The sequence below is a fragment of the Kitasatospora sp. NPDC056531 genome (genome assembly GCF_042794375.1).
Lineage (GTDB): Bacteria > Actinomycetota > Actinomycetes > Streptomycetales > Streptomycetaceae > Kitasatospora.
Window position 1 is genome coordinate 1 of the sequence record NZ_JBHTTU010000017.1, and the last position, 14,100, is coordinate 14,100.

7 protein-coding genes and 3 pseudogenes are annotated in these 14,100 nt (G+C 67.3%); 3 read left to right on the forward strand and 7 right to left on the reverse strand.

All coding sequences use genetic code 11. The features are described from left to right. Positions 1–374 (reverse strand): IS3 family transposase (locus ACFQ87_RS17310; protein ID WP_380611610.1); only part of this gene is annotated, 374 nt, incomplete at its 3' end. Further along, positions 371–682 carry a transposase gene (locus ACFQ87_RS17315; protein WP_380611611.1) on the reverse strand — a complete coding sequence of 104 codons (312 nt, stop codon included), beginning with the start codon at positions 680–682 and terminating at the stop codon, positions 371–373. The genes ACFQ87_RS17315 and ACFQ87_RS17310, both read right to left, overlap by 4 nt. A gap of 74 nt (positions 683–756) precedes the next feature. On the opposite strand from ACFQ87_RS17315, the pseudogene ACFQ87_RS17320 reads away from it, so the two are divergent. Further along, positions 757–1,104 (forward strand): annotated as a pseudogene (locus ACFQ87_RS17320) (transposase family protein); the annotation flags it as partial. A gap of 420 nt (positions 1,105–1,524) precedes the next feature. On the opposite strand, the gene panD reads toward ACFQ87_RS17320, so the two are convergent. The 4 genes and pseudogenes from panD to ACFQ87_RS17340 all read right to left on the reverse strand — a co-directional run bounded on the left by panD (position 1,525) and on the right by ACFQ87_RS17340 (position 7,469). Then, positions 1,525–1,974: an aspartate 1-decarboxylase gene (panD, locus tag ACFQ87_RS17325; protein ID WP_380611694.1), complete on the reverse strand. Its 450-nt coding sequence runs from the start codon at positions 1,972–1,974 to the stop codon at positions 1,525–1,527. 128 nt (positions 1,975–2,102) lie between these two features. After that, positions 2,103–2,279 (reverse strand): annotated as a pseudogene (locus tag ACFQ87_RS17330) (transposase); the annotation flags it as partial. A 180-nt stretch (positions 2,280–2,459) separates the two neighbouring features. Then, positions 2,460–4,427 (reverse strand): B12-binding domain-containing radical SAM protein, encoded by a 1,968-nt coding sequence (locus ACFQ87_RS17335; RefSeq protein WP_380611612.1) that lies wholly within the window; start codon positions 4,425–4,427, stop codon positions 2,460–2,462. Between the two features lie 702 nt (positions 4,428–5,129). Then, positions 5,130–7,469 (reverse strand): amino acid adenylation domain-containing protein, encoded by a 2,340-nt coding sequence (locus tag ACFQ87_RS17340; protein WP_380611613.1) that lies wholly within the window; start codon positions 7,467–7,469, stop codon positions 5,130–5,132. A gap of 590 nt (positions 7,470–8,059) precedes the next feature. Between ACFQ87_RS17340 and ACFQ87_RS17345 the strand changes: the two genes are divergently transcribed. Together ACFQ87_RS17345 and ACFQ87_RS17350 are read left to right on the forward strand one after the other, a co-directional pair. Further along, positions 8,060–9,268: a MalY/PatB family protein gene (locus ACFQ87_RS17345; protein WP_380611614.1), complete on the forward strand. Its 1,209-nt coding sequence runs from the start codon at positions 8,060–8,062 to the stop codon at positions 9,266–9,268. Positions 9,269–9,896: 628 nt separating this feature from the next. Next, the gene (locus tag ACFQ87_RS17350) at positions 9,897–11,189 is read left to right on the forward strand and encodes a condensation domain-containing protein (protein ID WP_380611615.1); all 1,293 of its coding nucleotides are present in this window, start codon (positions 9,897–9,899) and stop codon (positions 11,187–11,189) included. A 236-nt stretch (positions 11,190–11,425) separates the two neighbouring features. Here ACFQ87_RS17350 and ACFQ87_RS17355 read toward each other — a convergent pair. Next, positions 11,426–14,083 (reverse strand): annotated as a pseudogene (locus tag ACFQ87_RS17355) (amino acid adenylation domain-containing protein); the annotation flags it as partial. Positions 14,084–14,100 lie beyond the last annotated feature (17 nt).

Genomic DNA, 14,100 nt, shown 5'->3' on the forward strand with positions numbered 1-14,100 from the left:
AGCTGGTTCGGGCGCTCGGCGGCGAAGTGCCGGTTGACCAGGTCCGACGGGCGCGGGGCGGCCGGCTCGGGGAGGGTGGTGCGGCGGCGCTGTCCACGGATGACGCCCTCGATGCCGATCTCGCGCATCAGCCGCTCGACGGTGCACCGCGCGACCCGGTGGCCGGCGCGGACCGGGGCGCGGGTGACGCGGCGGGCGCCGCAGGTGCGGCCGGAGTCCTCCCACGCGGCTGTGACCAGCGAGATCAGCTCCTCGTCGCGCAGGCGGCGGGCCGACTTCGGCCGCTGCTTGCGCGCGAAGTACGTCGACGGCGACAGCTTCAGCACCCGGCAGACGGGATCGACCCCGAAGCCGTCTCGCAGGTGGTCGATCACCTGCTCGGCCTCGTCCGGGGACGGTCGATCTCCTGGGCAAAAAACACGCTGGCGGCCTTGAGGATCTCGTTCGCGCGCCTCAACTCCGCGACTTCCTTGCGCAGTTCCCTCAGTTCGTCGCGCTCGGCGGTGGTGAGGCGATCGTCCCGCTCTCCGGAGTCGGCCTCGGCCTGGCGGACCCAGGACCGCAGGGCTTCCTTGTGGATGCCGAGGTCACGGGCCACGTGAGCGACAGGCCGGCCAGTCGACCGGACCTCGCGCACGGCGCGCTCACGGAGCTCATCCGGGTACTTACGTGGTGCTGGCACTGCTCGTGGTTCTCCTTACGCCTGGATCGTAACAAACCCAGACATCAGGGACTCCACGAAAGCCAGAGCAGCTCAAGCTGCTGTGGATCTCACCCGCGTTGCCCGGCCGCACTCACGACCTGACCGCGGCCCGAACCCACCGCATCATCCGGATCTGCGAACGCCAGGGTGTTCCGATCCTCGCCGACCGCGCCTACATCAGGGCCGGCGCCTGGGTGACCACACCGATCAGACGGCTCCCGAACCGGGGCCTCACCACGACTCAGCGAACGATCAACCGGGCCCTGTCAGCGGCACGAGCACCGGTCGAACGAAGCATCGCGCGACTCAAGTCCTGGCGGATCCTCCGCAGATCCCGTTGCAGCCCCAACCGGATGACCGTCATCGCCGCAGCCATCCTCACCCTGGAGCGGCAACGCTGAAAGCGCTCACTGATCAAAAGAACCGCTCCTGGACGAAACACTGCGGGAGCTGGGCGTCGCATGGGCATAGCCGTGCGGATGAGTAGCCGGGCTGGGCAGCAGCGCGGCTCTGCGTCCATCGGTCTGGCATGCACAGGCGGTGCTTCGAGGACGGCCGGGCGTGGTGACAGGCCCATGTGCCCGAGCCGAGGGGGCGGTCTCGGGAGCCGGACGCGTGGTGCGCGGGCTTTTGGCCCTGGTCACACCGCTCAGCGCACAGACTCCGCGACCGTCCCCAGGACTCTCCCCAGGACTCACGAAGAGACCGTGTGAGACGGCCAGGAGTACACCGTGAAACTGGGAGTGTGGCTGTCGAACACCAAGACCAGGCGCACCAAACTCACCACCGAGCAGCTCCAGGCGCTGGCCGCAGAGGCCAGGTCAGCCAGCGAGTCGGCTCTGCCGGCGTGCCATGTCTTGAGAGGAAGGAGGAACGATCCTGTCGCCACGCAGGAGTCCGCTGTCCTGTGGGGCCTCCGCGGGGTCATGGCCGGCAGTGATGATTCGGTTGTCCTCGTCAACGAAGACAACCTGGGGCTTCATGTCGCGGGCCTCCTCATCAGATACCTGCGCGTAGGAGATGATGATGACGAGATCTCCTGGGCTGATGAGTCGCGCAGCGGCACCGTTGATGCCGATGATTCCTGTGTTCCTCGGCCCTTCGATGACGTAGGTGGAGAGGCGGGACCCGTTGTTGATGTCGACGATGTCGACCTTCTCGCCGGGCAGTAGATCTGCGGCCTCCATGAGGTCGGAGCTGATGGTGAGCGAACCAACGTAGTGGAGGTCGGCCTGTGTGACTGTGGCTCGGTGGATCTTGGACTTCATCATGGTGCGACGCACGGCGATTGATCCTCGTCGTTCCTGTTCAGGCAGCGGCTAGGAAACAGCTGCGGTATGTACGTATGATCTTGGTCAACAGGCCGGTAGCTCAGATGATTAGAGCGCACCCCCGATAACAGCACATCGTCGGATATCGCCGGCACATCGCCGATCAGAGCCAGCAGTTCAGTCTCGTCGTTCTCGATCCGGCGGGACAGCAGCCACTCGCCCTCCTCGTTGATCACCACGACATGGGGGTGCGTTTTGCCGATATCCACCCCGGCCCAGATCTTGGTCACGTCCCCTCCCGCCAGCTCGACTCACATCGATCCCGCGGACGACCTCGCCGGCGTTGTCCTACAGCAGCGATCGAGTCGCGTATCCCCATCAGCCGTCGAGTCGTCACGGGGCTCCGGGTGGGCACGTCCCGTAAGCCATCCAGCGGCTCAGCCCTCACAGCCATGCCCGGAGCCTCTGGGCGCCTTTAGATGTCGTCATAGTCCGGCGTGGACATGCCGGGGACTGTCGGATTGCTCTTCCTGGACAGGAACTACGGCAGCATCATTGCGGGCCCCACCCCAGCGTTTCTCGGTCTCCCTGTGAATGTGCCAGATGTCGTCCTCGGTGAGGAGGGCGGAGACGACACCGGGAAAAGCTTCCTCGAAATAAATATAGGGCTTTCGGTTGTCGATGCGCGGGGAGTGGTAGTCGAGTTGGTCCTGCATGCCGTGCTGGCGCGTGACCGGTGTCGCGGGGTGATAGGTGAGTATATTCGGGCTAGCCAGATCGATCAGCTTGTCGTCGATGAGACGGCCCACTTCATGGATGGTCTCGTCGATACTGTCCCGCGTCTCACCGTCGAGGCCGAAAAGAACGGAAGTTCCCAGCTGCAGGTCCTGCGCCTTGACGAGGGCCGCAGCTTCCCTGACCTTTTCCCTCCAGGGCTTCCGTTCGTCCCGGCGGATATTCTTGTGGATGTTGTTCATGACTTGCGTCGACATGCTCTCGATGCCGATGTAGATGTAGCTGCATCCGGCATCCTTCATCTTTCGCAGGATTTTTGACGACTCTTCAGCCGTATGCAGCGCGACGAGGGTGTCCACGGTCAGCTGAGCACCCCACTGGAGGTCGCGCAGCCGCTGGACATCGTCTTCCTCGCGAACGAATCTGCGGTAACGCGGTTCGAGTGAACCGCTCTCGTCCCGGCGGATCCGGCTGAGCTCTTCGCAGAAGTTCTCGATGTCCCGATACCGACCGCTCCAGAAGACGGAGTCGTCGAAGAAGAGCGACTCGGCTCCGTAGCTGACGTACTCACAGACCCGCTCCGCCGCCGCACCTATCGCATCGTCCTTGAACCGCTTGAGCCCAGTACCGAGTTGCGACGACTCGGAGCAGAAATTACATCGGTACGGACAGGCGTTGGACACCATGAAGTGCGCGGTGCGCATCACCTCCCCCGTCCCGGGGCGAGTGAAGATGGGGAATCGGGATCGGATCGCGAATGCCTCGTACGGCGAGGGTAAGGACGCGAGGTCGATCGTTCGGCCACGGAGCGGAACGGCGTCGAAGGTCTCCCCCGCCGCCAGGACGACGACCGACGTGCCGGCCACGGGACCCTCTTCGGCGAGCAGCCCCTGTAGGCACGGCAGGACCTGGTCACGGTCCACCCAACGCCGGTCGAGATCGGTGGCAAGGGCGAGGGCCCGCATGAGCAGGTCCACGGCGAAGTAGGCCTCGCCGCCGACGACGGCGTCGACCACTCGGGGAGCCTTGCCCTCCTGAATGACTGCCACCGTGCTGCTGGGTTCGAGCACGAGGGCCTGGCCGTCGGGGGTGCAGGTGACGGTCTCGTCCACATGACGGCCTCCGAGTATGACGAAGGCATCCGGGACCTCGCGCTTGACCAACCTCGCGATCTCGAGCGCGTAGCGGTGCGCGGGTGACACGGCGCTGATGAGCACGACCCTGGGCTGGACCTCGCGCAGTAGCCGCAGCCATCTCGTGCGCGCCGCGTCGTCCCAGACCCGGGGGTCGAAGACCGTCTGGTCGGTGTTGGGTGACGTGCCGTAGGCCCGGTATCCGTCGTCACTGGCGGAGAGCCGGTACTCCTTGGACGGGAACCGGGTCCACTCGGGCGCGAGGTCGCTGTAGTGCACGGCTTCCTCCAGCGGGCCGGCGTCCGCCACGGCACGGTGCACGGCAGCGCTCAGCGCTGTGTAGAGACACATCGGGTCGCCCGGATAGGTGATTTCACCCTCGGATTGGGTCATGACGGGCGCCAGTACCGACAGCACAGGGAAATAACGGGTGTCCGTTCTCGCACTCGCCAGATCATCTGACAGCCGGCGCCTGCGCGTCAGACGCCGTTCCCGAAACGCGTCCAGATCGGACACTTCCCCCGGGCGGTGCATCTGAATGCCGCCGCCCCCCGAACGTATCTTCTGAATAGCGTGCGTGGCCATCAGTTCCCCCTGATTCTGGCTCTTCCAGGATCTTATCCCCGAACACGGACATCGATGGCGCGATTACTCCGGCGGGCCACCGACGGACGTTCCCGTCCTTCCCCGAAAAACACACATCCCGATCCGTCACGGATTGGGACATCCTCAAAGCCCGGCCGCATTCTTCTTGTGGCGGTCCAGCAACTCTTCAATCGAGGGCCCACTCGGTGCGACCTCGAACTCACCCGCGATCTTACTCGACCCTACTAGGTCATGTCTTCAAATGTCACGTCCACATCAGTCCTCAATCGTTCACGTGCGCGCGCCGGCCTGAGGGCTTCGACCGGGGTTTCTGCGAACGCGAACTGGCCGACCAGGCCAGGCAGTTCCGGGCCCGCATCGAAGAACTCACCCGGCAGCCGCGGCTGTTGCGAAGACCGATGCAGTTGTCGAGGTGTCCGTTGTCGCTCCGTGCCCGTTCCGGTGGGCAAGTCCCGTCTCCGACCGCGCAGATCGCGCGGGCGGGCAACCCGGGCGGTACGACGGCGATGTGGGTGAGAGACCGGCGGGACGGGCTGTGGTGCGACGAGGACTTCGCGGGCTGGTACCCGCGCGACGGACGCCCGGGCATCTGGCCCGCCCAGCCGGCCACCGTCTGTGTGCTGCGGTGCCTGCTCGGTCTGTCGGACCGAGCAGGCAGCGGAAGCAGCTCGCTGCCGTCCCTTACGCTGCGCCGCTCGGCCCGGGGTCAGAGTTCCCCGCCCCGGGCGGAGCGGCCGTGGCCTGAAGATACGCGGCCAGGCTCTGCAGCGTCGGATGGCGGTGCAGAGCCACCAACGTCAGCTCGGGCACCTGCGCCATACTGCGCATGGCCTTCATCGAGTCGCCGCCCAGGGCGAAGAAGTCGTCGTCACGCCGGATCGCATCGATGCCCAGAACGTCCTGCCATGCCGCGGCGATCCGCTTCTCCCAGGGACCGCTGGGCTCGGCACCCACGGGCACGGTGGCGCCACGGCGCTCCTCGTGCGGTGAGGGGGCCGTGGGAAGCGACTTGCGGTCCAGCTTCCCGTTGGGGCTCAGCGGCATGGCCGGCAGCACGAGCACAGTGCCGGGAACCATGTGAGCCGGGAGGCTGGCCGCGAGGGTCCTGCGGATGTCCTCCGGGTCCAGGACCTCGCCGTCGCGCGGCACGGCATATCCGACCAGGACCGGGACGCCGACGGCATCGGTCTGTGCGGTCACCGCCGCTTCTTTGACCTGAGGATGGTCGCGGAGTACGGACTCGATCTCGGTCAGCTCCACCCGCAGCCCGTGAATTTTCACCTGAAGGTCGGCCCGGCCGATCAGTTCGATCAGTCCGTCGGCACCGAACCTCGCCAAGTCGCCGGTGCGGTACAGCCGCTCGTCGGCCACTGTGCCATACGTCCACTCGATGAACCGCTCGGCGGTGAAGGCGGGCTGGTCCAAGTAGCCGAGCGCGAGGCCGACGCCGGCGAGGTACAACTCGCCTGTTACACCCGGCGGAACGGGTTGAAGTGACTCGTCCAGGATGTATGTGCGCTGATTGGCCATCGGGCGCCCGTACGGAATGCTCCTCCAGGTGGGTTCGGTGGTTTCGACCTCGAATATCGTCGAATAGATCGAGGCCTCGGTGGCCCCACCGAGGGAGATGAACCTGGCGTCGGGCGCGGCTCCGCGGGCGCGTCCGGGCAGCTTCAGCGGGATCCAGTCTCCGGCGACCATGATCAGCCGCAGCGCGTTCACCGGTGAGGGACCGTCACCCCCGCCGCGCTCGACATGATCGAGTACCAGTTCCAGCAGCGCCGGTGCGGTGTTCCACACCGTGACGCCGTGGTCCGCCGCCAGTTCGGCCCAGTGCGCCGGATCCTTGGCCCGGCCGGGCGCAGGAAGGACGAGAGTGCCGCCTGCCGCCGTCATCCCGAGGAATTCGTAGACCGACATGTCGAAACTCGGGGATGACAGGCCGAGGACACTGTCGCCGATGCCCACAGCGAAGCGGGAGTTGAGATCCTCGATGTTGTTCACCACGCCCCGGTGGCGCAGCGCGATCGGCTTCGGCTTTCCGGTGGAACCGGAAGTATGGATGACGTAGCAGAGGTTGTCCGGCCCGGCCTGGGCCTTCGGGTCGTGATCGGGCCGAGCGGACAGGGCGGCGGTCTCGCGGTCCAATAACACCAGGAGTTCCTGCCGTACGGAGTCCTCCCCGGTCAGAGCGGCAGCGAGCTTGCCATGGCTGATCAGAGCCTTGCAGGAAGCACCGGTGATCATGGTGGACACCCTGGCCTGCGGATAGCCGGGGTCGAGCGGCACATAGGCCCCGCCGGCCTTGAGCACCCCGAGCATCGAGATCAGCAGATCGGGCGAGTGCTCAAGGTAGAGGCCGACGCGGTCGTCGGGGCCGACGCCCAGGTCCCTCAGATGATGTGCCAGCCGGTTCGCCGCGACGTTGATCTCCTGGAACGTCAGCCGGGTCGCTCCTTGGATCACGGCGACGGCCTCGGGGGACCGCGCGGCCCGCTCCTCGAACGCCTCGTGCAGACAGCTCTCCTCGCGGGACAGCTGGGCAGCGGTGTCGTTCCATTCCACGAGGATCCGGTGCGCCTCGGGCCCAGTGAGAAGCACGAGATCCGCCAGCGCCTGGTCCGGCCGATTCGCGCCGTCCTCAAGCAGGTTCTGGAAGTGGGCGAGCAACTGGTCGCCGGTCGCCGTTTCGAAGAGTCGCTCGTCGAAGCGGAGAGCGGCCGACCGGGACGCCGCCTCGGCCACGGGCAGCACGAGCTCGGCCTCGTACGGCTGATCGCCCTCGCCGGCCCGATCCGCACCGAAACGTACGCCGATGCGCGCGGGCTCCTTCCCGGGGGCCGCCACGGTACCGGCCGCACTGGTCAGTCCGCGGAGCGTGCTCTCCCCGGTGACGGAGAAGCGGAGCAGCGAGTCCTCACCTCCTTCGCGGCGCACGTGGAACTCAACCTGGTTCTGGCCGGAATACCGGTACAGCAGCGCGGCGAAGCCGGCGAGCAGCACACTCTCCGGTGCGGTCACACAGGACACCGCCACATCCCTGACGGCACTGGCGTAAAGACCGGGAATGTCTCGGTGCACTACCCCCGTGCAACGGGGTGCTTCGACGCCACGCGGCCGGTCCGCAGGGATTTGGGCGGCATGGGAGGACAATTCCTGTCTCCTGTCACAGATTCTCGACATCGCAGATGTAATTCGACTGTGAATATCGGATGGGCGCATGGGCGCACCGACTGCCGGGCCAGGAAGCTCCAAGCTTTGCGAGCGACTAGCCTCAGCGTCTAATCCGGGCTGAGGAAAGCGCTGTTGGCGACAGTACCGGCGGGTTGCGAACGCCGCAATGTGGCCGACATCACACTTCGCGGCCGAAGTCTGCCGCATAACCTTGTGTGCTCCCCTCATAGGGCAACCATGACGTACTCGGGGAACTCCCCTGCGGCCCAACAGGACTGTGGGGATGCGATTGGAGGGCCAGGGGCCCCGCAGGAGTTCTGCCGAGCGATCGGTTTCCTGCCGCCGACTTTCCGTACCAGCCTCCTCTCCGTCGTGCGGCACTGCACCGACATTGGTCCGCACAGCGCTGTGCCATCCAACCGACACCGGACAGGACTATGAACGCCGACACTTCGTTAACTGCTCTCGACTCCCTCGAACTGAGCCGCCTGTCACAGCGGGACGGGGAGAAGTGGGCCACCGCGGGAGACGGCATGCTGGCCTCTTGGGTCGCGGACATGGACTTTCCGACCGCACCCGCGATACGCCAGGCCCTGCTGCGCCGCGCCGACGGCGATCTCGGCTACCCCCCGTGGTTCGATGAGAGCCGCGGCGGCCCGCTCGGCGAGGTGTTCGCCGAGCGGACGCGGCAGCGGTACGGCCACAGGCCTGATCCCACGCACGTCCGGCTGTTCACGGACATCAACCAGGCAATGCTCGCGACGCTCCAGGTCGCCACCGACCCAGGCGATGCGGTCCTTCTGCACACCCCCGTCTGCCCGCCGTTCGTCGATGTCATCGAGCGGATCGGCCGCAGGGCGCTGACCGTTCCGATCCAGGAGGGCGAGGGCGGGTGGGAGTTCGATCCCGCGCTCATGGAGCGGACCGCGGCGGACGAGGGCTCGGGGCGCTGCCGTGTGCTTTTCCTCGTCAACCCCCACAACCCCACCGGCCGGGTATTCCGCCGTGACGAGCTGGAGTCACTCGCGGAACTCGTGCTCAGGTTCAACCTGTTGGTGATCTCCGACGAGGTGCACGCGGACCTGACCCATGCCCCGCACCAGCACATTCCCTTCGCCTCGCTCAGCCCGGAAATCGCTGCCCGCACCGTCACCCTCACCTCGGGGAGCAAGGCATTCAATCTCGCCGGGATCCGCTGCGCGCTGGCACACATAGGACCGCGGGCCGTACGGGATGCCGTCGACGCCCGGCGCGGGCTGCTTTTCGGCCAAGTAGGAGTGCTCGCGGTCGAGGCACTGAAGGCCGCCTGGACCTCGGGCGATGCCTGGCTGGACGAAGTGCTGGCCATCTTGGACCGGAACCGGCGGCTGCTGGCCGAGCGGCTCCCGGAGGGGATCCGATGTCAGACTCCGGAGGCCACTTTCCTTGCCTGGCTCGACTGCCGGCAGCTGGGGATCGGTCCGGACCCCATGCCCTTCTTCCGCGACGAGGCCAAGGTGCTCCTCTTCTCCGGTCCGGCCTTCGGGGCCGGCGGCGACGGATTCGTACGGCTCAATTTCGGTACGTCCCCGCAGGTCCTGGAAGAGACCCTGGAACGTATGAGCGCCGCGTTGCGACGGCGCGGACGTGATGGAAAACCGCGTTAGCCTCGATCGTTCATGAGTCCTCGTGCGCCGGCTTCCGGAGGCCTGAGCCCCTCCGGATGAACCCCCATCAGAATTCGTCGAGTCAGGCCGCGAAGGCGTTTTGATCTCATTGAGGGAAAATTCACGGAGGCCGCATTATCAAAGGAGTGAAATCGAGAAAAAGGAGGGAAATCAAGAAAAACAGCCACAGTCGGGCAATGTGATCCGCATCACATTGATCGTTTTCCCTGCAACGCTGTAGCGTAGACGAAACCGTTGAGCCAGGCCATGCGTCCTGCGGTCGTGAAAACTGGACGGAGCCGACCACCTCCGGTGAACCGTGACACAAGGTGACACAGCGAGGGATTCGGCCCCATTCAGGAATCGGAGGCGACCGAATGGGATTCGACTCCGATCCCGCCAAAATCCCGTCTGGAAATTCAGCAGAGGTGGCGGAGAATCTCTGGAGGCAAACCCGCAGGGGCGGTGCGATCGCCCGCCCGCTCGCGGCCGACACCCCGGGGAGCCCGGACCTCACTGTTCGAGCCCGGGACCATCGACCGCCTCGCCCGGCTGCTGCCGCGACGCGTGGAACTCTTCGCTCCGATCAGCACCAACAACCCCACAGGCGCAAACAAGGAGCTTTCCTGTGACTGACCACGCGACGGTGCGGGTTCAGCTGGCCTCCGCTCTGGAAATGCAGTTCTGGCTCGGTGAGCAGATCGACCCGGCGAGCCGCGCCGGCTGGATCCTCGCCCAGGTCCGCGTCGACGGCCCGCTCGATCTCCCTGCCCTCGACGCAGCGCTGTCGGCAGTGGCCCGCCGCCAGGAGGCGCTGCGCACCGCCTTCGACTTCGAGCATGAGCAGGTGGTCCGCAAGGTCCTCGCGGAGCCGGTCACAGAGCCGCTGCTGCGCCTCGAGTCCGGCACCGGCTTCGAGGAGGCGGCCGCCACCCTGCTGAACGCCGACACCTTCGATCTCGCCGCGGGCCGCGTCTACAGGGCCGCAGTCGCCCCGGACGCACAGGGCGCCACCGTCTTCCTGGCGGTCCATCACATCGCTTTCGACGGTCTCTCCCAGGAGGTGTTCGCCGCCGATCTGGCGTGCGCCTACGCGCGGGCCGTCGACGGCGTCGCGACCGATCTGCCCGTGCTGGAACGAGTGGAGGCCGCAGAACTCACGCCGGCGCAACACGCCGAACTCACCGCACACTGGCGCGCCTTGCTGACTGGGGCGGCCGACCTGCCTACCCCGGACGGCAGCCCGGCGCCGAACCAGCACGAGCTCGCTGTCGGTGGGTCGGCCGAGCTCCGAACCACCTATCCGCCCAGCACCTGGCAAGCGGTGCGCGACCAGGCCAGGCGCAGCGCCTGCTCACCATTCGCGGTGCTGCTGGCCGCGTACGGCCGGGCTCTGGCCGAGATCACCGGCGGCTCCGACTTCTGCGTCGGCACACCGGTGGCCACCCGCTCGGCCGGGCAGGAGGACGAACTCGGCTGCCTGATCAACATCCTGCCGGTGCGGATGCCCGAGCTGTCCGCACCCGGGGTGGTCGAGCGGGTCTGGGCTGCCGTGCGGGAGAGTGTCCTGGGCTCCGCGCTGCCCCGTTACGAAGTCGTCCGGGCCGTACCTACGGTCGCCGGTGGTCGGATGCCCGTCTACCAGGTGCTGTTCGCCTTCGAGAACTGGCAGCGCGTCGAGCATGCGGCCGGTCCGGTGAGGATGCACGCCGTTCCGGTGCCGCCGGTCGGCGCGGTCGCCGAGGTTCAGCTCCAGGTGTGCGAACTGCCCGACGGGACCCTGAAATGCGTCGTCCAGGCTCCGCTGACCGGTTCCTGGCCGCAACGGCTCCCTGATCTGCTGCGCGCCTTCGACAGCCGACTCGCCGAAATCGCCCCGTCGGCCACGCCTCACTCCTTCTCCTCGGAGGCTCCCGCATGACCACCACGTTGATGTGCCTGCCGTACGCCGGTGCGGGAGTTCGACGGGGACGGCGCCGAGGTGCAGCAGACCCCGCTGTCACGTTGTCGAGTGTGTGAGTGCCTGACGGTGTGTCGGGTGTGGTGGGGCCGGGTCCCGGCTCAAGGCTCAGGCTGCGGTGGGCAAGGCGGTGGCGGCGGGGCCTGAAGTGGGGTGAGGTACCGCGTACGGGCGGTAGCGCGGGTCCCGGTCCAGGATCAGCGGCCCGGACACGGGGCTCCGTCGGATCCGTGGGCCAGCAGTTCGGCGAAGGCGGCCACTGTCGGGGCCTTGAACAGGCTCGGGACGGTCACGTCGATACCCAGCGCCTCACGGATCCGGGCCACCAGGCGGATCGCATCGAACGAGTTGCCGCCCAGACGGAAGAAGTCGTCATGGATCCCCATGTCGGGTGCGGCAAGCACGTCGGCGAACAAGGAGCGGAGCAGCGCCTCGGTCGTGTCGCGCGGAGCGGCCGGTCTCCCGGTCGGTCGGCGCCGGGGCGCAGGGAGTGCCGCCCGGTCGAGCTTGCCGTTGGCCGTCAGGGGAAGCGCGTCGACGATCACGAAGTGGTCCGGAACCAGCTGTGGCGGGAGCCGGAGCTCCGCTTCTCGCCGCACGTCCTCGACGTACAGTTCCGGGGACGACCAACCCGGTCCACGGCGCGCCGGTGCGGCGCTCTCCCCGCCACCGGAGGCCGGCTGCCCGCCGCGGACTGCGTAGAGGGTGACCAGACCGGTCTCCGAGAGCATCGCCAGCCCGTCGACGGTGACCCGGTACCCCCGCTCCTCCAATTGGTCCCGGATCCAGTCGATCCGGCCCGGGGCGTTGTGTGCTTCGATCACCAGCTGGCGGACCAGGTTCCAGTGCTCCTCACGGAGCCCCTGAAGCACCGCGCGTTCGCTCTTCTCCGCATCGATCTTGAGCAGGTCGATCCGTTCCACACCGGTCTCGTCGATGACGTCCGACAGCGTGCGCAGCTCGCAGGTCACGTCGGTGTGTTGCAGCCGCTCTGTGAGCAGACTGTCGAGGTCCGCCGCACCGCTCTGCGGGAGGGCTTCCCGCATCGGCTGCTCGTTGCGGACGAAGGCCTCCAGGACACCGCGCTCCTCGGCGATGTCACCGAATCGCCCCGACATTATCGAAAGTTGCGGGTAGTAGGTGAACGACGCTGTCCCCGCCGCTTCGGCGAGGCCGCACGGAAACAGCCTGGCGTCGACTCCGTGCAGCCGGGTGTTGAGTTCGAGCATGCGGAACAGCTGCGGAATCGGCTCGAACGAATGGACCACGCTGCCGGGACGGGAGCGGGCCACCGCGAGCGCGAAGAACCCGATGTGCGCGCCCACGTCGAAGACGCAGGCCCCGGTGTCGGGCAGTGTGATCCCGTGCCGCAGGTACTCGCCCTCTTCGAAGATCTCGCGGTACAGGAAGTCCGCCTCCGCCCGGTTGGACGCGACGACGGCCATGCCGTTCGGTAGGGTCTGCAGGTCCTTCCGGTCGAGGAGCCCGGCTTCTTCAAGGCGGCACAGGTTCCGCAGCGCGGCGGCCTCGACGGGGTCGGGTACGAGGTAGGCGGTCAGCCGCGTCTCGCCGGCCTCGTCGGGCCTCGCGGCCACCACCGCGTCGGCGACCGCGGCGTGCCGGGCCAACGTCGCTTCGATCTCGCCGAGTTCGACGCGCACGCCTCCCACCTTGACCTGGTGGTCGTTGCGGCCCAGGTAGTGCAGGACCCCGTCAGGGTCCCGCCGGGCGAGATCCCCGGTTCGGTACATCCGGCTGCCTTCGGGGCCGTAGGGATCGGGGATGAATCGCTCCGCTGTCAGCCCCGGCCGGTTGACGTACCCCCGGGCCAGCTGGACACCCGAGATGTAGAGCTCGCCGGCCACACCGGGCGCGGCCTGGTTCAGCTGCTCGTCCAGAACGTACAGCCGGGTGTTCCACACCGGGGCGCCGATCGGCACCGGGCCGGGTGGGTCGCCGGGGCCGCAGCGCCAGTAGGACACATCCACCGCGGCCTCGGTGGGCCCGTAGAGGTTGTGCAGTTCGGCGTCCAGGAGGCGGAAGAACCGTGACCGCAGATCGGCCGAGAGCGCCTCGCCGCTCGCGAACACCCGGCGCAGCGAATCACATTGGGCCGTCGTCGGCTCTTCGAGGAAGTGACGCAGCATGGACGGGACGAAATGCACGGTCGTGATCCGCTCCGCCCGGATCAGCTCGGCGATCCGGGTGGGATCCCGGTGCTCGTCCGGCCCGGCCAGGACGAGGCGCGCACCGACGCACAGCGGCCAGAAGAACTCCCACACGGAGACGTCGAATCCGGCGGGGGTCTTCTGCAGGACGTGGTCGTCGTGGCCCAGCGGATACTCCGCCTGCATCCAGCGCAGGCGGTTGACGATGGCCTCGTGGGAGACGGCCACCCCCTTGGGCCGGCCGGTGGATCCCGAGGTGAAGATGACGTAGGCGGTGCTCGACGGGTGCAGCGAGGGCCACCCGGTCTCGTCTGCCTCGGGCGCGCCCTCCTCCGACATCCGCCGGACGTCCTCGCTGTCGAGCGTCAGCACGGGCCGTGCGTCCTCGGTCATCTCCCGTACGCGCTCGGCGGGCAGCAGCGGATCGACCGGAAGGTATGCGGCCCCGGCCCTGTGCACCGCGTAGAGGGCGACCAGCAGTTCCACGGATCGCGGCACCGCGACCGCCACGATCGTTTCGGGCCCCGCCCCCTTGGCCATGAGCAACCGCGCCAGTCGGCCGGCCCTGGCATCCAGCTCGGCGTAAGTGAGGGATGCATCGACGCCGACGACCGCGACGGCGTCAGGGGTACAGGCCACCTGGGCCGCAAACAGATCGGGCAGAGTCTCTGCCGCCATGTCGTGAGCCGCGGTGTCGCTCATGA